This window comes from Pedobacter sp. SG908 (assembly GCF_011759615.1).
Lineage (GTDB): Bacteria > Bacteroidota > Bacteroidia > Sphingobacteriales > Sphingobacteriaceae > Pedobacter > Pedobacter riviphilus.
Genome location: NZ_JAAOYY010000001.1, coordinates 1017915 through 1037351, shown reverse-complemented (window position 1 = coordinate 1037351; position 19437 = coordinate 1017915). Strand labels below are relative to the sequence as shown.

Annotated in this window: 18 protein-coding genes; 9 read left to right on the top strand and 9 right to left on the bottom strand. The window is 37.6% G+C overall.

What is annotated here, in order from left to right; translation table 11 throughout:
- Positions 1–958 precede the first annotated feature (958 nt).
- Positions 959–2662, bottom strand: coding sequence for an FAD/NAD(P)-binding protein (locus tag FHT21_RS04455; protein ID WP_167293550.1), 1704 nt, complete (start codon positions 2660–2662; stop codon positions 959–961).
- Positions 2663–2934: 272 nt separating this feature from the next.
- Between FHT21_RS04455 and FHT21_RS04450 the strand changes: the two genes are divergently transcribed.
- Positions 2935–3498, top strand: a complete 564-nt coding sequence (locus tag FHT21_RS04450) for a DUF1543 domain-containing protein (RefSeq protein ID WP_167293549.1) — start codon at positions 2935–2937, stop codon at positions 3496–3498.
- Here FHT21_RS04450 and FHT21_RS04445 read toward each other — a convergent pair whose 3' ends face one another.
- The 4 genes from FHT21_RS04445 to serC all read right to left on the bottom strand — a co-directional run bounded on the left by FHT21_RS04445 (position 3499) and on the right by serC (position 6838).
- The gene (locus FHT21_RS04445) at positions 3499–4290 is read right to left on the bottom strand and encodes a lacto-N-biose phosphorylase central domain-containing protein (protein WP_243853857.1); all 792 of its coding nucleotides are present in this window, start codon (positions 4288–4290) and stop codon (positions 3499–3501) included.
- A gap of 145 nt (positions 4291–4435) precedes the next feature.
- Complete coding sequence (locus tag FHT21_RS04440) at positions 4436–4582, bottom strand: hypothetical protein (RefSeq protein ID WP_167293548.1); 147 nt, start codon at positions 4580–4582, stop codon at positions 4436–4438.
- A 25-nt stretch (positions 4583–4607) separates the two neighbouring features.
- Complete coding sequence (locus FHT21_RS04435) at positions 4608–5729, bottom strand: DUF1015 family protein (protein ID WP_167293547.1); 1122 nt, start codon at positions 5727–5729, stop codon at positions 4608–4610.
- Between the two features lie 11 nt (positions 5730–5740).
- On the bottom strand, positions 5741–6838 hold the full coding sequence (gene serC, locus FHT21_RS04430) for a 3-phosphoserine/phosphohydroxythreonine transaminase (protein WP_167293546.1): 1098 nt from the start codon (positions 6836–6838) through the stop codon (positions 5741–5743).
- A 323-nt stretch (positions 6839–7161) separates the two neighbouring features.
- Here serC and FHT21_RS04425 point away from each other — a divergent pair, with 323 nt between their 5' ends.
- Positions 7162–7629 (top strand): Lrp/AsnC family transcriptional regulator, encoded by a 468-nt coding sequence (locus FHT21_RS04425; RefSeq protein WP_167293545.1) that lies wholly within the window; start codon positions 7162–7164, stop codon positions 7627–7629.
- A gap of 36 nt (positions 7630–7665) precedes the next feature.
- On the opposite strand, the gene FHT21_RS04420 is transcribed toward FHT21_RS04425, so the two are convergent.
- Genes FHT21_RS04420 through FHT21_RS04410 form a run of 3 tightly spaced genes read right to left on the bottom strand, consistent with a single transcriptional unit; the run spans position 7666 to position 9149 of the window.
- On the bottom strand, positions 7666–8253 hold the full coding sequence (locus FHT21_RS04420; RefSeq protein ID WP_167293544.1) for a pentapeptide repeat-containing protein: 588 nt from the start codon (positions 8251–8253) through the stop codon (positions 7666–7668).
- Between the two features lie 18 nt (positions 8254–8271).
- Positions 8272–8601 carry a multidrug efflux SMR transporter gene (locus FHT21_RS04415; protein ID WP_057932835.1) on the bottom strand — a complete coding sequence of 110 codons (330 nt, stop codon included), beginning with the start codon at positions 8599–8601 and terminating at the stop codon, positions 8272–8274.
- A gap of 2 nt (positions 8602–8603) precedes the next feature.
- Positions 8604–9149 carry a TetR/AcrR family transcriptional regulator gene (locus FHT21_RS04410; protein ID WP_167293543.1) on the bottom strand — a complete coding sequence of 182 codons (546 nt, stop codon included), beginning with the start codon at positions 9147–9149 and terminating at the stop codon, positions 8604–8606.
- A 115-nt stretch (positions 9150–9264) separates the two neighbouring features.
- Here FHT21_RS04410 and FHT21_RS04405 point away from each other — a divergent pair, with 115 nt between their 5' ends.
- Positions 9265–9510 carry a hypothetical protein gene (locus FHT21_RS04405; protein ID WP_167293542.1) on the top strand — a complete coding sequence of 82 codons (246 nt, stop codon included), beginning with the start codon at positions 9265–9267 and terminating at the stop codon, positions 9508–9510.
- Between the two features lie 61 nt (positions 9511–9571).
- On the opposite strand, the gene FHT21_RS04400 is transcribed toward FHT21_RS04405, so the two are convergent.
- The gene (locus FHT21_RS04400; RefSeq protein ID WP_167293541.1) at positions 9572–10201 is read right to left on the bottom strand and encodes a DUF4159 domain-containing protein; all 630 of its coding nucleotides are present in this window, start codon (positions 10199–10201) and stop codon (positions 9572–9574) included.
- A gap of 102 nt (positions 10202–10303) precedes the next feature.
- Between FHT21_RS04400 and FHT21_RS04395 the strand changes: the two genes are divergently transcribed.
- The 6 genes from FHT21_RS04395 (at position 10304) to FHT21_RS04370 (ending at position 19437) form a co-directional block, all read left to right on the top strand.
- Entirely contained in the window at positions 10304–11350 is a 1047-nt protein-coding gene (locus FHT21_RS04395) for a MoxR family ATPase (RefSeq protein ID WP_167293540.1), read from the top strand.
- Positions 11350–12237: a DUF58 domain-containing protein gene (locus tag FHT21_RS04390; protein ID WP_243853855.1), complete on the top strand. Its 888-nt coding sequence runs from the start codon at positions 11350–11352 to the stop codon at positions 12235–12237. Before FHT21_RS04395 ends, FHT21_RS04390 begins: the two co-directional genes overlap by 1 nt.
- Positions 12238–12240: 3 nt before the next feature.
- Entirely contained in the window at positions 12241–13611 is a 1371-nt protein-coding gene (locus FHT21_RS04385) for a BatA domain-containing protein (protein WP_167293539.1), read from the top strand.
- Positions 13598–15730, top strand: coding sequence for a DUF4175 family protein (locus FHT21_RS04380; RefSeq protein ID WP_167293538.1), 2133 nt, complete (start codon positions 13598–13600; stop codon positions 15728–15730). Before FHT21_RS04385 ends, FHT21_RS04380 begins: the two co-directional genes overlap by 14 nt.
- A 2-nt stretch (positions 15731–15732) precedes the next feature.
- Complete coding sequence (locus tag FHT21_RS04375; protein ID WP_167293537.1) at positions 15733–17511, top strand: hypothetical protein; 1779 nt, start codon at positions 15733–15735, stop codon at positions 17509–17511.
- Between the two features lie 291 nt (positions 17512–17802).
- Positions 17803–19437 carry a TldD/PmbA family protein gene (locus FHT21_RS04370; protein WP_167293536.1) on the top strand — a complete coding sequence of 545 codons (1635 nt, stop codon included), beginning with the start codon at positions 17803–17805 and terminating at the stop codon, positions 19435–19437.

Here is a 19437-nt window from a genome sequence, read left to right as displayed (position 1 = left end):
AATTAAGAAAATGTCTCTATTTGAGATTTTGGGCATAGCAATGCCACTAGACAAAAAGTAAATTTTTTGATCATGGAATATGGTTTAGAGTTGATTAATATTAATTCTTAAAGCAAAATATATTGCCCAGAATGATTAGTTTTTGTTTGTTTGTTAGTTATACCCTGGTTAGGGGCTTATTATTTTATTATTAATTATTTTGCTGTTAGTTTATAACAGTTTTTTTGCTCGTAATACTAAAATAAAATATCGGCTCGTTAATACTTGGTAATGCAAGTTATATATTAAGAATACTGGATTTTTATTTTTCTTAACGCAAACGTTTGCTTAAAAACAGCGTAATGTACTAAGCCAGAAAAGGCTATAATGCCTGAACGGCGGCATTAATCAGCTAATTTTTATAATTTTTATCAACGATATTCTAATAACGAATAAGGATTAAGTAGAATAGTGTATATGATGGTTTAATTCATCAAAAAAATTAATGCGCTAGCGTTATATTTATCCTCACTTACGCTTGTGAAATGCTTTACCATTCTTAGCAAATTTGTAATCAAAAAAAGACATAACAGAAATTAAGCGCAAACGTTTGTTTTTTTTCTAAAAACCGCATTTAATCTGTCCGAAGGCACTTTTTTATTGGAAAGATTTTATTCTATTATACTATTTTTGAGTAATTTCAGCATAAATCAACAAAAAAAATCAACACTCACCGCATAAATTATTTCTCAAAAAAACGGCTGCTTATCGTCTCGAAATTCAATAGCTCATAAACCGTTTTACTATGCTTCATTTCTTGTAGAAAATTAAAATTGACAGGAACCAATTGTTCACTAAATTCAAAACTGCCCATTTAAAACAAGTAAGTATCAGTTTTTTGTAGGTTCAACAATCTGGTTTAAGTTCTTAAGCGATTATAGCAATAACTAGTTTTAGGACATCACTTTGTAATACCTCTTTAACTCAAAATACTACTCAACACTGCTTCCGATGCGGCTTCGCAGAAGTCGATACCAGAGTAATCGGGATTATACCCCCCAATGTACGGAACCGCCATGATATAGATTCTTTTGTTTGCCTGGCCCGCTTCATTAACCACCTGAAAATGATCGTTGATGGTAATGCCTGGCACAGTTAAAAAGTAATTATTCCCTTTCTTTGTCACTAAATCATGATGTTTCATTTCTTCCTTTCCGCGCTCAGGCGACTGAAATTTTAATCTGGCCGGACTAAGCGTTCCATTGTTAATTAAGCTTTTGAAAGGAAAATCGTCGAAAGAAAGATGTGGTTGGCCAGTGCAATCGATAAAGGTATCGAAGTGAACAACTACCTTCTTATCACCTACCCTGTAATGATAATCTGCGCCGCCGGTTTCTAATGGCTTAACCTCTGCCTCATCCCCAACGGCCACAATACTTAACACACCCGCATCGTGTAATGCCAGTAATTCTCTGCACGAGCTTTGGGGTACAAATGCAATGACGATAGAAATTAGGGGCATTAATATCTTTTGTAGCCGTTCCATGTCTTCGGCAGAAAGGTATTTGGCAGGATAATTCATCGCAAAACTTAAAACAGCCAAGGCCTCTTTCCAATAAATAGATTTCCGCGTTTCTATAGATTTTTCGGCCTCTTTATATTCCTTTTTAAAAAGATCGAAAGGTTCTAATTTTTCCCTGAAAGTCATCATGGCCAGAACAAATTCTTCCAGGTTCATATTTTTGATCTGCTCGTAAAAAGCTGGATCCTTTTTAATAAATATTTCCTTAAAATTCTTTTCAAACACAAAGTCTAATGATAAAAAACCTCCGTTCTTGGCCATACTCTCTTTAATTTCGGCTTTACTCAGCGTTTCTTCCTTTCCTAAATGCGAATCTTCCAGGTGGAAGCGGATAGCAGGCAACAAGCCATTACGCGAATGCATTACAACTTTAAATCCTTCGCACGCTAAATGATAACGATAAGTTCCATCCTCTTTTTCCTCAAACTTTCCGTTTTGCCGGGCCAACGTTCTTAATGCATCAATAGCTGTTAACGATGAGCCCATAACCCCTACCGGATGATGAAGTTTCAGTAAAAGCTTTTTTGGAGGGTAAGGCGAATCGAAATAGTTGGGAATACTACCTTCGTACTTCTTTGGCCAATTGTGGCCGATACAAATAACAACTTGGTCGAAATAGGCTTTAGGTAGCCCCTTTACACATACCGCTACCTGATTATCATCAGGAAAATCGATGATATCTTCTACTACGCAATTTAATTGTACATTGGTCTTAATCTCTTTATTTTCTGCAGCTTCTTTTAATAACTTAAATTGTGCGGAAAGATATTCGCCAAAAAACAATCGCGGCAATACCTTATATTCATTAAATTTTTCTTCGTTGATATCAAATCTTTTTAAAATTTCTTTTGGTGCAATTTTCACCCAATCTTCAATAGAGTTGAATATGATCGGAATTTCATTATCCGATACATTAGTGATATGTTCTACATTTGCACCTTCATTACTATAAGGCATTCCCGCTCCTAAATAATCTTTACGTTCGAATATCTCTATTTCGAAGTTGGTGGCTTTAGATTCAATTAATCTTTTATACATGAAAAGGCCACTTGGTCCTCCACCGATAATGGCAATTCTTTTTTTTGCAGTAGTTAAATTCATCTATTCTTGATGCGTTTTATTTAGCATGTTATAACCCGTTAGGTCATATAATCTTAAAAAGTCGAAATTGTTTTAAATTGATTGAAAATGTAGTTAAATCACAAATCCTGAGAACCAATTGCAATTACTGTTGTTAAAAGATTAGTGACTGCCTTTTGAATAATCGAGCGAACCAATGACCAATAATCCATGACTATGGACCAGTTTAATGGCTGGCATTAATCAGTTCGAGGCAATTAACCGATTCAAACAATTAACCGATAACCTTAATAATGAGCGATTTAAACCTATATATGCTTTTACTGGGCTCAAAAGCCCCAAAACGAAACGTAGAGCAGCACGATTATTTCTTCGGCATTGCCCATTCGCTGAAAGATCTCGTGCCCGAAATTAAAGCATTTTGGCCAGAGGCAGGAGCCAGTATCCACATAGATGGCTGGCGGGAAGTGAATAAGATTGACAATTATGAAATCAATATTAAATTAAGAGATGGCAATACTACTCCTTGTACCAAGAAACTATTTTTTATTAATCTTGGGGGCTATCAATCGAACCAGCTATACGAACAACATTATATTGTTTTATCTGTACATGATGAAAGGGCAAAGGCCGTACAAGAAGCAAAGAAAACGGTATTCTTTAAAACCAATTCGATAAAAGGCGCCAATGCCCACATCGATGAAAAGTACGGTATTGATGTAGACGATATTTATAAGATTGAAGATATTTTAAGCGAAGAATCGAAACGAAAATACCTTATCGAAATAAAAACATCTTCAGGCGATTTACCTGAAGATGAAATTCATTTAGGCTATTTTAAGCTGGATAATCTTTAACTATTTCCGGGTAAGGCTTTTTAACCACTTTACCAGATCTACAGCAGCTTTATCGTTTTCAAAGCCCATTTCTTTTGGCAAACGGCCGTTTACATATTCATTGTACAACCATGGGTCGGCAATGGCAATTACATTTCCTTTGCCAAATTTGGTAGTGGCAATAACCGTTGCACCGGCTGCGTTTTTCAATACTGGTTTTGCACCGTTTTTGGTATCGATTGAGCATATATCTTTCATGAATATTTTTTTTGCCGTTTTAAACACCGGATTGTTTTTGATCGAAATGCCGCCATCTTCAAAATGTGCATCGTCAATTACATGGTTCTGCATTTCGTTGGTAAAATGCATACCGAATACATTGGCAAGTTTATTAAAATGTGGTAATTCTACATTCGCACTATCATTGGCAAACATTACCAATACGCCACCCTGCTTTACCCATGCAGAAATTGCGGCAATGTGGTTAGCCTCTATGTAATTTGGTTTAGGGTTTTCTTTCGGACGATCGGGATCTACAATTAAGTAAACATCACTTCCTTTTAAATTGGCCAATGTTGGTGCTATTTCGAGCGAATCTAATTTAAATCCTTCTTTTTTAAATACATTGCCAAAAATAGAAAAACCACTCATTGCCTGCTCACTCCACAGATAATGAAACCGGACTTCTTTACCCTGTTTATCTTTTCGGGTTTCGCGATTAAAAAAATAATCTAAGGTAACGGTTTGGGCACTCGCCAGTATAGATGAACAGATTAAAACAGAAAGTATACAGACTCTAAAAAGCATTCTCATAAAACACATCGGGTTAAATTGTAAATATCAATAACCCAAAAGTATAAAATTTAACTATATTCAAATTGCTATAATCAACCTACCTATCAAATTAAATTCGTTTACTTTAACAAAAAGCCTACAATCCAAATCCAATTTAACAGTTTTAGAGCCAATGTAAATCATCCTGTTCCTCATCATTTTTTTTCTTGCTTACCTTAAGTCGCTTTTTGTATAAGGCCACTAAAAAGAAAGCAATTATCAGAAAAGTAGCCCCAATCTGTGCTATACTTTCTAAATCGAAATCAAACATATCGTTTGTTTTATAGGTTTAACCATTAATTTACCTGTACCCTTTCACCCTTTGCCATAATAGCCACCGGACTACTCGCCATAAACCCCTGAGGAACCTTTGGCGCTATCCATGTAGATTTGGGCGGCAAAAACTCAGCCTTTTCCGCAGCTTTAATAAAAGCCTCAGCTGTCATTGGAAAAAGAGAAAAGCCAATCGAAGTTTCATCGTGATCCAGCTCAGCAAGAAATTCAGACCATTTGCAATCCGGATAGCAGATAAGCCTGTCGTCTTCCTTCGGTTTATTGATGCCTAGCACAGCTGAAAGGATTTTATCTTGTAAAATCACCGTGTCTGGTACATCCAACAATGCACTAGAAGCTTCATTTAAATCCAGTTGGTACCATTCGCCTTTAAAACAAAGTCCTACCCTATTCTTCCGATCTGGTTTATAAGCTTTGTTATTGGGGATTTTTGAGATATAATAATACTGTTTCAGTTTTTCCATCAACAAGGAGTAGGAAATATCTACACCCAAAACCACCCTATGAAAGGCACCTATAGAAATTACATCGGCAGAAACAAATAGCGAACTGATCTGCTGGGGAATACTTTTCTGTAGCGAACAGGCTGCTTCCAAACGATGATGACCATCGGCAAGATAAACCGCCTGGAGCTTCATAAATTCTTCAACAAATTTTTCAATCACATCTTCTTCCACTACCTGATAAAGAAAATGCTCCATCTGCGACCATTCGCTTGTCAAAGGTTTTCGTGTACGCACTACAAAATCAATAAGAGCATCTAAAGCTTTATCTTTTTTATGTACCAATAAAATTGGGGATTTTTGCATTGCCTTACTTTTTCGGTCTATTTTAAGCGATTCTACTTTCGACAATACGGTTTCTTCGTGCCTTTTAATTGCATTTACGGGTGTTTGAGAAAGATCAATAGCCGCCCAGATTCCTCTCATTTTACCAAACTCGCCACGGAACTCATAAACATAAATAGCAGGCCGATCATCTATAGGACATCCAAATAAATGGACCAGGTCATCAAACGAAAGCTGCTCATTTTTATGCACCTTACCGTTTACCTGATCAGAAATCATCAGATCAAATATGTCTTTGCCTGGCTGTAATGCCTTTAATGGTGAGATCTTTATCATTGTTTAACGGATTATTCGAGTTCAAGAACAACTTTATCACTGTATGCTTTTTCAAAACTGGCCATGGCATTAACCAATACTTCAACACTCGATAATGGGAGCGCATTGTAAAGTGAAGCCCTAAATCCGCCGACTGTTCTGTAGCCTTTTATGCCTACAATTCCCTGATCTGCTGCAAATTTTAAGAATTCGGCCTCTACATCTTTATTAACAGCTAAAAAAGTAACATTCATCCGAGAGCGGTGTGCAACGTCGGCAGTACCGTAAAAAAGAGAATTCCGGTCTATCTCAGCATATAATAATCTTGCTTTCTCTATATTTCTTTCCTCTATCCCGCTTACCCCACCTTGATCTTTAAGCCACAATAAATTGAGCATGGCTACATAGATAGAAAAAACCGGCGGCGTATTGTACATGCTCATATTATCGCGGAATACCCGGTAGTCCATCATTGATGGAATTTCTTTTTTTGCCTGGTTTAGAAATTCATTTTTAGCAATAACAAGCGTCATCCCAGCCGGCCCCATATTCTTTTGTGCACCCGCGTAAATAAGATCAAAATCGTTAACATCAATCTTTCTGGAAAAAATATCTGACGACATATCGCATATCAACGGGGCACCTGCAGTAGAAAAATCAAATATTTCTGTCCCCTCAATCGTATTATTTGAAGTGCAATGGAGGTATGCAGCTTGCTTATCGTTATTAAACTCAACCGGGATATAAGCATAATCTTTATCTTTCGATGAAGCTACAATTTCTACCTCACCAAATAACCTGGCTTCTTTAATGGCTTTCTGTGCAAAGTACCCGGTATCAAGATAAGCCGCTTTTTTCCCTGCATTTAAAAAATTCATTGGAACCATAGCAAATTGTGTACTGGCCCCGCCCTGCAAAAAAAGCACAGAATAGTGATCAGGAACGGACAATAACTCGCGAACCAAAAGCTGGGTTTTAAGTACCACATCTTCAAACTCTGGCGATCGGTGTGAAACTTCTAAAATAGATAAACCCATTCCGCCCCAATTGATTACAGCCTGCGCAGCTTGTTCCATTACAGATGACGGCAATATGCATGGGCCGGCACCAAAATTGTGTTTTTTATGCATGAGAAAAATAATATTTGGTTAAATAAATTACAGTGTAAAGATCAGTAGTTAAGCAAATTATACCGCAACAACCTGTTTTTTTGGTAAAAATTATTTTTTAGCAAACCCTAAACATCCTAAAAATTTGGTTTGGTACATCAAGAAAATAAGCTGACAGAATATAATTTTTATTTTCACTTCATAATTCTCACTATTATTGTAATATATACACTAAGTACTTTTTTAATTAACAAGAATAAATTAGATAAATATACCTTATTTTAATTATTTTTAGGCTTTACAAAAGCGAACAAAATAGAAACAATTATACACTAAGTATTTACATGCAACCTCAAAAAGTTGATCAGACAGATATCGAAATCCTAAATCTTTTACAACATGACGGATTATTAACCTATAAAGAAGTTTCTGGAAAGCTTAGGAAGAGCATGACCCATATTGTAGAGCGTATTAAAAAACTGCGGGCAAATGGCTACATCAAATCAACAGTTGCCATTGTAGACATTGATAAATTGAGGTCGCATTTTATAGCCTTTCCTCATATTCAGCTTACCATGCATTCAGAAGATATTGTAAGTGCATTCAAGGCAGAAATGGAGAAATACCCCGAGGTGATGGAGTGTTATCACCTTACTGGTCATTTCGATTTTATGCTTAAGGTTGCCATGCCCGATATGGTTTCTTATAATAATTTCCTGAGAGACAATATAGGTGCCCTCGCTTATGTTGGAAATATACAGAGTTTTTTGGTACTGAATCAATCAAAGGCCGAAACGGCGTATGCTTTGTAGATTGGCTAGCCGGGTAATCGATTCCAGATTAGCTACCTAATCCTCAATATCCAGCTTGAAGTGGTCCAATAAACCCGAAAGGTTATTCGACGAAAACCTGGCTTTTTTCATGTTGTTCAGCGCAGGATCGAAAGAAAAATTCCTCGCGGTGCGGAAATCAGTTTTCTCCAGAATTGTCCGGTTAAAAGACGTAACCGTGAGGTCGCAATTATTAAAAACAGCTGAAGATAAATCTGCCGATTCGAAATCGACTTCCTTTAGTGAGCAGTTAATAAAATTTGTTTTCCTGAGCTTGGTACCATAAAAAACAGAATAATCAAAAATGCACCCCTTAAAAGAAAAGGAGAACATAAATTTATTGCAGGTAGAAAAATCAATACCCAGTATTTTACAATCTGTGAATGTAATGTTACTAAAACCTGTACCTGTTACCTGAGTGAGCGAGAAATTACAGTGGCTAAATTCACAGTCAACAAAATCGTTATGGCTCAGTTCACTTTTAGAAAAATCGCACCTTATAAATTCACACTTGATAAACTCTCGCTTTTGCAGCTGCTTACCCGCGTAATTGATATCGGTAAAAGTTTTATTTTGATGAACGGTAGTTTCAGCAGGTTCCTGCATAAAAATTAGGGTTAAATTTTAATGGGAAGTTGATTTGGAAAAAACATTGAGCACCACTACCCCTGCAACAATAAGACTAATACCTATAATGGCGCCGATATCTAACTTATTTTTAAAAACAACAACCGATATTATTGCGGTTAATACAATACCTAGACCGCCCCAAATGGCATAAGCTGTACCGAGTGGAATCGATTTTAAGGCAATGGATAAAAAATAAAAACAAAGCAAATAGGCTACAACTGTTATAGCCGATGGAATGAGTTTGGTAAACTGATTGCTCGCATTTAAAAAGCTCGAACCAACTACCTCTGAGATAATGGCCAGCGCCAGAAAAAGATATTTCATACTTAAAGTTTAATGAGTGTTTCTAAAATCTGTTGTTTTTTCTTGTCACTAATATCATAAACCCCCAGGTTATCCGAATACCATAATCCATCGGCAACAAGCATCACAATCAGGTGTTTTATACCCTGCTCGCTATCATCGCCATGACCAATATGAGTAATAAACCATTCACCCCAACCTTTACGGTACTCTGGATTGATGAGAATAACCTGAGTAATAATTTTCATCGTTCTTCTATAAAACAGGTCGTTACTTTTACCAATAATAAAGCGCAGGAAAGCCAAACTTCCCACCTCCTTACCCGACGACTTTTTTTCTTCTACAATCCACTCGGTAAGCTCAGCCAAACTTTGGTTCATCAATTCTTTTAACAGATCTTCTTTGTTACGAAAATGGTGAATAATGCCCCCCTTGCTCAAACCCGTTTTATCGGCAATAGCCTGAAACGTAACACGATGCCAATCTGATGCGCCGATTTCTGCAGCGGCTGCCAAAATAAGTTGTTTGCTTACCTCAGGCTCTTTTTTTCTTTTATAGGGATTTTCCATACTCCAAAGATACCGAACGTTTGGTTTGTTTGCAAATTATTCTTATATTTGCATTGACAAAAGATCAGTTTCAGCTATGGATTGATCTTGAAAATCCATTAATTATTCCTAAAATATGTCTAGATACATCACCATCATCTCTACCATTATCGAATCGGGCAGCGATACCAGTTTAATTGCTTTGGCCGTTGCAGGGTTGCAGGATATTTCAGAATGGTCTATCGATTTAGAAGATTGCGACAAAGTAATCCGCATTGTTTCGGCTAAGGATATCAGCAAGGAGTTTTGCGAAAAATTGGCGCTTTTTGGGATAAAAGCATCAGTGATGGAGGTTTTTGATGAAAAATATCACCTGATGTAGTGCGCTAAACCTGTCAGATGGTAACATCTGACAGCACAAAAAAACAGCCAACTAGAAATTGCTAACTATTTATCCCCATGGCGTAAAGGATAATATTTACCCCGAATTTGGTATTGTCTTCAGCTAAAAAACGCTTGTTTCTGAAATCGTAATCCCACTCGCAACCGTAATCTTTATTGCTATACAACACCCCTATTCTATTGTTAACGGTAATTGCTTTCAGGTAATCGTGGACCAGATCATCACCCCAACCGTTTAACTCGAAAGAAGTAGTTGGCGGTCCCTTCTCAAACTTAAAGAAAGAACTATAAATACCATGGTTATTAGGTATTTTTTTCAAAGCCTGTGGACCAAATAAATTGCTCATCTGCGTTTCGAACGAGCGGGCAAATAAACCATCAATATCGTGGTTGCAATCATCTACAAAAACAAAGCCCCCGTTGTGCACGTAGGTTTTAAAATTTATGGCTTCTTGCTGCGTAAATTGAACCAGTTTGTGTCCACTTAAATAACAAAAAGGGTATTTAAATAAATCTCGACTGCTCAATTCTACAATTTTCTCTTCTTCATCTAACGGAATAGTGGTATACTCCAACAAAGAATTTAACAGATTAGAAGGCATACGCTGATCGGTATCCCAGTCGCCCGAATTATATTTTAACCTCGCAAATGTAAATTTAGCTCTTCGCACAGCCTAAAATTACCTTCATTTTTTATTATTTAGGTTTTTTATCCAAAAAATCTTGTAAATTTTTTGATATTCTTTCCGTTGGGCTAAAAACTATCTGCCAATATGCGCTATATTGAAGCACAATATCGTTATACTAAAAAATCAACCGTTTTGGAGCGTTCAGAAAGCAACCTAAAAATATTGATCGATAAGATCTCCCTGTTAAAAAGCGAAATACAGAAAGTAATTGTGGGTCAAGATGTGATCATCGAAGAAATGCTGATTGCATTAATGGCCGGCGGACATTGTTTACTGGAAGGTGTACCAGGTTTAGCAAAAACTTTAATGGTGAGAACCATGTCGCAGGCTTTGGATCTTTCTTTCAGAAGAATCCAGTTTACGCCCGATTTAATGCCTACTGATATTGTTGGTACTGAAATACTGGAAGAAGACCATGTAACCGGAAAACGTTTCTTTAAATTTAACAAAGGGCCATTATTTGCCAATATTATTCTGGCCGACGAGGTGAACAGAACGCCTCCAAAAACCCAATCCGCTTTGTTAGAGGCCATGCAGGAATTTGAAGTAACTTATGGCGGGCAAACTTATCCTTTAGATCGGCCATTTTTTATCCTGGCTACCCAAAACCCTATTGAACAGGCAGGAACCTACCCGCTACCCGAAGCACAGTTAGACCGTTTCTTGTTATATATCAAAATTGGTTACCCTACCGCAGCTGAAGAAACACAGATTTTAAGCAGTACAACGGGCAGTAAAAAAGCAGTAATCAATCCCATTATTGGTGCCGAAGAAATTAAAGAATTACAGGCCATCACCCGCGAAGTAAGCATCAGCGATGATTTGATTACTTATGTAAGCGAAATCATCCGCGCTACCCGCCCAGATACCACAGCTGTAAGTTTCGTGAAAGAATGGGTCCGTTGGGGTGCAGGCCCGCGGGCCGGACAAGCTCTGATTTTGACTGCAAAAGCGAGAGCATTATTTAAAGGAAGGTATGCTGTAATTATGGAAGATTTACAGGCCATGGCTTATCCGGTATTGCGCCACCGGGTATTAATGAATTTTAAAGCCGAAGCAGAAAATGTTTCGTCAGATAAAGTAACTGATGAACTGATTAAAGCCATTTCGAAACCAAAAGCGAATATTTAATGCAAAAACTGCTGGATCCGAAAATATTGATGGCCATTAAAGACCTCTCCTTATCAGCTAAAATGACGGTTGACGGGTTTATGAACGGCATTAATAAAAGTACGGTAAAAGGCCCGGGGTTGGAATTTAGCCAATACAGAAGTTACCAGCCTGGTGATGATCTACGTACGCTCGATTGGAAAATGTTTGCCCGCTCAGACCGCTACTATATCCGTGAATCGGAAGTGGAAACCAATATTGCCATTCGAATATTAATAGATGCCAGTGCCTCAATGAACCATAACGATGGCGATTTTACCAAAATAGATTATGCACGCTATCTTGGTGCCTCACTGGCCTATCTCGCAAATTTACAGGGCGATGCCATTGGTTTATATGTACTGAAAAATTCTGGCATATTTTCTATGGCGGCCAAACAGGACTATCAGCACTTGGCCAGGTTATTTTATCAGTTGGAGCAAATTAATCCTGGAGGAAATTTTACCAAACCCATCCATTATAAAGAATTATTTGCTGGCACTCAAAAACGTGAACTGCTCATTTTTGTGACCGACCTTTATCAAAGCGATGAAGAGATTATTAAGTTGCTGGATACTTTAAATACACTTCGGCACGAAATTGTTGTTTTTCATGTGGTATCAAGAAATGAACTCGATCTTGATTTTAAAGGTTATAGCACCTTTGAAGACTTAGAAACAGGCGAAACCATTCAGATTGACCAGGAAAAAGCCAGACAGGACTATAAAAGTAAACTCGCTACTTATTTAGAGGAAACAAGAGTTAAAATGCTCGACAGAAGAATTTTCTACCGAACCATCTGTACTGATGAGCCTTTAGACCAGGCTTTAAGAGATTTTTTAAAACAAAGAAGTAAACTTAGAATTTAAACGGTGCATTTTTTATATCCCATAGGTTTATTGGCGCTTGCAGGATTAATTGTTCCGCTCATTATCCACTTGTGGAATGTTAAACTGGGCAAAACAATTAAGGTTGGCAGCATTGCACTACTTGGCGAAAGCTCGAGGGCAAGCTCAAAAAGCTTTAAAATTAACGATTGGCTATTATTGTTACTACGCTGTTTGCTTTTGGCATTATTGGCATTTCTTCTGGCGCAACCTTACCTAAAAAAAATTATTCCGGCTAATAGTAAAAATGGATGGATTTTAGCTGATAAAGCCACTTTTCAACAGGTTTTTAATTCGAATAAAAAAACGATCGATTCATTACTAAAAAAAGGTTACGAAATCCATGATTTTAATCTTGGTTTTGCGCTATTAACCCTAAAAGATACTGCCGATAATCACGCAAAACAGACCAATAGCCTAAGTTATACAGCTTTACTAAGTGCTGCTAATCATTTTGTTCCGGCAGGTGCGAACGTTTATCTTTTTGCAGATCACCGCTTAAGCCGTTTTGGTAATGAATTGCCAACCCTTAACTACAAGTTGAATTGGATACCATTAAACCAAACTGATACTTTAAGCAGCTGGATCGCCGAATATGCAGGAAAGAAATATGAAGCAAAATCAAGCCCATCCAATACCACATACCAAGCTTTAAATTTGGGAGATGAAGCACCGATAAACATCGCCATACATCAAACTTCCGGAACTGCAGATGGAAAATACCTCATTGCTGCTTTAAAAGCCATCAGCAGTTTTACAAATCGAAAAATCGTCATTAACCCTACTTCGGGGAAAGCTGATATTGGTTTTTGGTTATCAGGTGATGCAGTAGCTACAAACTTCAAATCTTCAATTGCACCGCGTGGAGCCCTATTTCAATATGAAAACGGGAAAGTAATTGTCGAACCCTCATTTATCAATATTGATGGCCATCATATTAAATTCAGTAAAAGAATTACATCGACCAGTCAGGCTGAAAAAATATGGACTGACGGTTTTGGAAATGCAATCTTAGCCAGCGAAAAGGTAAATAATCTAAATATATTCCATTTTTATAGCCGATTTAACCCGCAGTGGAACGAATTGGTTTGGGATGGTGTATTTGTTAAAGCAATGATGCCCATTGTAATCAGAGTTGAAAATTCGACAGACTTTGGTTTCGAAGACAACGCTGCCGATCAACGACATTTATCGGCCAGGCAAAAAAATGCCTTTCAGTCCAACAACGCCGAATCGACTGTAAGAACCACTCAAAATAAAGCGCTTGGAACTTTATTTTGGATAGCGGCCTTATTGATTTTTGTTACCGAACGTATTTTATCATTCAGAAAAAAACCGAATTATGTTAAAAGCTGAAGGACAAAATTGGATCAGTAACCTCAGGAAAAAGTGGATTAGCTTTTACCTGATTAGCACCGTAGCAATTGCTTTAGCCATAGCCTTGGTTTTATCGGCCGTTGCAGTGTATTTATTGCATTTTTCGCCATGGCTTTTTACGCTGGCTTTTCCTGTCGTTTTGGTTATTCTTTTATTCAGTAAACCCATTTGGAAAACCACCGACCATGATGTTTCGAGATTTGTAAACAACCAGTACCCTGAATTGGAAGAAAGTGCAGATCTGCTACTTAAGAATGAGATTGAATTATCGATGTTACAACAATTACAGCGTAGCAAAATCGAAAATATAATTCCTAACCTCCCACAGCCAAAAGAACCGGCAAAAAAATTATATTCCGGTTTGGTTATCCTTCTTGTAGGATTGCTCATCAGCATTGGTATTAACCAAATTTCTTTGCATAAAAGTGAACCTTTAAATTTTCATGAAAAGGCAAGCCAAATTCCGGCAATTAAAGAAAATATTCCAGCAGAAATTTCCAATTTCAGCGCAACCATCATTCCGCCTGCCTATACTCAAAAAACCGAGCGTAAACAAAAGCAATTTACTATTACTGCAGAAACAGGTGCTAAAATAAATTGGATAATAGAAACGAACATTGGCATTAAAAAACTGAAAATCATTTTTAATGATAACGAAATTGTTTTGCTAAAAGCCTTAAACGCATCACATACGCAATGGAGCTACAGTAAAACCGTCACCAAATCTGGTTTTTACCAATTAGATCTGGATGGTAAAAAATCAGATCTCTACCAGATCGAGATCATTCCTGATTTACCCGTTACGATTAAAATTACGCAGCCTAAACAGCACACCACTATTGATATTGGTCAGCCGCAAAAAATTAACCTGAATGTATCACTTACCGATGACTACGGCATTAATGATGCTTTTATATCGGCAACAATGGCCAGCGGCAAAGGTGAAGGTGTGAGTTTTACCGAAAAAAAGCTTTCTTTCAACACCAATTTCGACAACAAAAAAAGCATTGCACTTACCAAATTGATCGATTTAAAAAGCCTCGGCATGAAGCCGGGCGATGAGCTTTACTTTTTCATCAAAGCAATGGATAACCATGGACAATCTAGCCGCTCTGATGTTTATTTTGTTTCCATTGTAGATACTGCCGAATTAATGAGTTTAGCCGGAATGACCAATGGCGTTAACCTGGTTCCGGAGTATTTTAGAAGCGAAAGGCAGATTATTATTGATACCGAGAAGTTATTGAAAGAACAATCATCATTACCTGCTCAGACATTTAAAAACAGAAGTAATGACTTAGGTATTGACCAAAAGTTATTAAGGTTACGTTACGGACAGTTTTTAGGTGAAGAAAACGAAACTGAAATTGGTGGCGATCATGATGACCACGACGAACACACTGAGCACAAAAGTGAAGGGGAGAAGTTTGGTGATGTGAGCACCATTATGGACAAATACGCCCATAAACATGATATTGCAGAAGACGCTACCTTCTTCGAACCAGAAATGAAGGCACAGTTAAAGGCGGTTTTAACTGAAATGTGGAATGCCGAACTTCGCTTAAGAACCTATAAACCCCAGGAAGCACTACCTTACGAATATAAAGCGCTGAGGCTGCTCAAAGACCTGCAGCAAAAATCGCGGGCTTATGTGGCTAAAACTACCGTAAAAACGGCTGCACTAAAACCTGAAAAACGTTTAAGCGGAGAACTGGACAAGATTACACAACCAGTACAGAAAATGTCGTTTGAGCAAAAAGAAAAAAGGACAGCTTCTTTAAAAGCAGCACTCGCCTTGTTAGAAAGCAGAAAAACAGGCAAAAAGTTCAGCAAACAAGATCAATCCTTACTCAGCGAAACAGAGAAATATATGATTGGTTCAGCAGCAGATCATCCTTCCACTTATTTAAGTGCCCTAAGTAGTTTAAGAAAGTTAACTACAACCAATAAACTGATGATTAACGATATCGATCTGGTTCAACGAGCCATACAAAAAATGATCAGTACCGAACAGGCCAAACCACAAATGCAAAGTACTAACCCAGCCGCGGCATTGTACCAAAACTATTTTAATAACCTCAACAAAGCTGGTAAATAGATATGGAGTTTAAATACATTGCTATTCTAGTTGGGTTAATTTTATTGACCTTTTTACTCTATAAAGAAATCCGCAGGGCAAATAAAGCAAGGTTAATCTGGCGTATTTTCGCCAATATTATCGCAGTGAGTTGCTTTGTGCTTTTAATTGTACCGATTAAGTTTGAAACACATAAACCACAAAACACAGATGAGATTATTTTACTCACCGAAGGCACCAACCTTGATTCAATTGCCAGCTTAAAAGGAAAGAAATATGCACTTTCATCTCTAGATTTAAAAAATACAAAGACCATACATATTCCTGATCTTTCTTATTTCTTAAAATCGAATCCCAACATCCGGAAGCTGAATGTTTACGGATACGGATTAAACACAGCTGAATTGGAACAGCTAAAAGGATACCAAATCACTTTCCACCCTTCTGCACGTCCCACAGGTATAATCGCTGCCAATTGGCCGGCCAAATCAAAAACTACCGAATTATTACAAGTTCAGGGGACTTATCAAAATTCGGGCAATGAATCGGTAAAACTTTTGCTTAAAGGTTTAGGTAAAACAGTAGATTCTATTGTTGTTGAAGCAAAATTGAGTAAAGCCTTCTCTTTTAAAACTACGCCAAAACAAACAGGGAAAGCTGTTTATGAATTAATTACTTTACAAAAAAAGGATACGCTGGCAAAAGAACCAGTTCCTGTGCAAGTTGACGACCAAGCGCCGATGAAAGTTTTAATTCTGGCTTCTTTTCCAGATTTCGAGTATAAATTTTTAAAAAACTGGCTGTACGAAAATCAATATCCATTGGCTTTCAGAAGTCAGATTAGCAAAAATAAATATGCTTTCGATTTCCTCAACACAGATAGTACAAACCTTAACCAGATTAATACATTATCTTTAAAAAAATTCGATATCCTGATTATTGATGAAGAAGAATTTGCAGCTATTAGCCCCAGCGAAAGGTCATCAATAGATTTTGCGGTTAATAATGGAATGGGATTGTTGATCAGGGTTTCGAATGTAAAAGCCTCAACCACACTCAGTGGTAAATTTAGCCGTTTTGAATCTCCAGTTTTAAAAGGCAAACCGTTGAGCCTAAAGGAAGATTATTTCAAGTTTAGTCCCTTGCCGATTGAACAGACGTTATTTTTAAAGTCCAACCAAAGTGATCAACCCCTTATTGTTGATGCCTATGGAAAAACAGTAGTAAACAGCAGCATTAACGGATATGGCAAAGTATTGGTTTCTACGCTTTCCTCTACATTCAATTGGTTACTTTCAGGACAAAAAATAGATTATGCAACTTATTGGTCTAAACTTTTGGCCAATGCTGCAAGAAAAAGAAACGACATTCAGGCTGTAAACATCATTCCTCAATTCCCTGCTATTGGCCAAAAAATGAGGATTATTGCCGATTTGGCTGAATCAAACCGGATACCAATATTAAAAATCGACAGTATTTCACTCAGTCCAAGGCAAAACATGGAACTTCCCTTTCAATGGGATGCTTTCTATTGGCCGCAAAAATCAGGCTGGGCTAATTTAGCGTTGAATCAAACCATCGCGCCAATATACATCTATAAAAAAACAAATTGGGAAGCACTCAAAAATCAACAAAAACTGGATGGAACACATCAGTTTATTAAAAACCTGAATACTACTGAAGCCAAAAACAAATTAACAGACACCGTTATAGAAGAAGAGGTTTCGATCTGGTGGTTTTTTACCGCATTTTTAATCGCAGCTGCCTTTTTATGGTACGAAGCGAGGGTTTTGGCAGTTTAAAGGAGACGAGTTGCTGTTCTAAGCGTAGTGAAGGATCTATCTCCAATGAAATACAGAACTCAGATAAAGCCTTTGAATAAGTTAGTACGACTAAAAGATTCTTCACTGCATTCAAAATGACAGTAAACATCTAAAAAACAACTAAAATCTGTGCTCTTCCATGGTTAAAAACGCCTCAACAGAAAAAACATCTCCTTTTTCAGCTTTGAAACTAAAATGTTATAATCGATTTTCACTTTTCGCCACATAATTTGGCTATATTGAAATCGTAAACTAACTAAATTCAACCAATTGAAAAGAAAAGATTTCCTCTACTTATCCGGAATGGGTATGGGTGCCCTACTCCTGCCCGACCTTTCTGCATTCGGAACTCCCATAGACCCTTTACAGGCCTTAGATGGAGTAGATGTAAAAATTAAAAAGGAACTGGCTGATGTTGCTTTAAATGCAGCAAAATCGAAAGGTGCAACTTATGCCGACATCCGCATCGGGCGTTATTTAAACCAATTTGTTGCCACCCGCGAAAAACGTGTTCAAGGTGTTGCCAATACCGAATCGTATGGCGTAGGTATCCGTGTTTTAGCCAACGGCTGTTGGGGCTTTGCAGCTACAAACCATGTAACTAAAGATGCTATTGCCAAAGCAGCAGAACAAGCGGTTGCCGTTGCAAAAGCAAATGCGAAAATACAGGGCGAACCAATTCAACTGGCTCCTCAAAAAGGTTATGGCGAAGTAAGCTGGAAAACACCTATCGAAATTAACGCCTTCGAAGTTCCGGTAAAAGAAAAAGTAGACCTGCTTTTAAACGTGAACGATGTAGCTATGCAGAATGGGGCCAACTTTATAAACTCCGTTATTTTTGCCGTTAACGAGCAGAAATACTTCGCTTCTACCGATGGTTCTTACATTGATCAGGACGTTCACCGCATTTACCCAACTTTTAATGTAACCAAAGTTGACCGCGAATCAGGTAAATTTAAAACACGTAATGCATTAAGCGCTCCCTCTGGCAAAGGCTACGAATATATGCATGCCCGTCCTGAAGATAAGGTTACCGGTATTGTAACCCGTTATAAAGGCCGTTATGATATGCTGGAAGATGTAAAAGAAGCAGCCCGTGTAGCAACAGAAAAAGTAAAGGCAAAATCGGTTGAGCCAGGTAAATACGATCTGGTTTTAGATCCTTCTCACCTTTGGTTAACCATCCACGAATCTGTTGGTCACCCGACAGAATTAGACCGTGTTTTAGGCTACGAAGCTAATTACGCAGGTACCAGTTTCCTTACTTTAGATAAATGGGAATCGAAAAAATTCAAGTTTGGCAGCGATAAAGTAAATATTGTAGCCGATAAAACCCAGGTAGGTTCTTTAGGTGCTGTGGGTTATGATGATGAAGGTGTAAAATGCAAGAAATGGGATCTGATCAAAGACGGTGTTTTGGTAAGTTATCAGGCCATCCGTGATCAGGCACACATTATCGGTTTAACGGAATCTAATGGCTGCTGTTATTCGCAGGGTTGGGATGATGTTCAGTTCCAGCGCATGCCAAATGTTTCGTTACAACCAGGTAAAGAAAAACTAAGTGTTGATGATATGATCAAAAATGTAGAAAAAGGCATTTACATCATCGGTGATGGAAGTTTTTCTATCGATCAACAACGTTACAATTTCCAGTTCGGTGGACAGATTTTCTACGAAATTAAAGAAGGTAAAATTGTAGGCATGCTTAACGATGTGGCTTATCAGGCTAACACACAAGAGTTCTGGAACTCCTGTAACGCCATTTGCGATGAAAGCGATTACCGTTTAGGTGGCTCTTTTAATGATGGAAAAGGTCAGCCTTCTCAAAGCAGTGCCGTTTCGCATGGCAGTGCCACTACCCGGTTTAATGGAGTTAATGTTATCAATACAGCAAGAAAAATATAA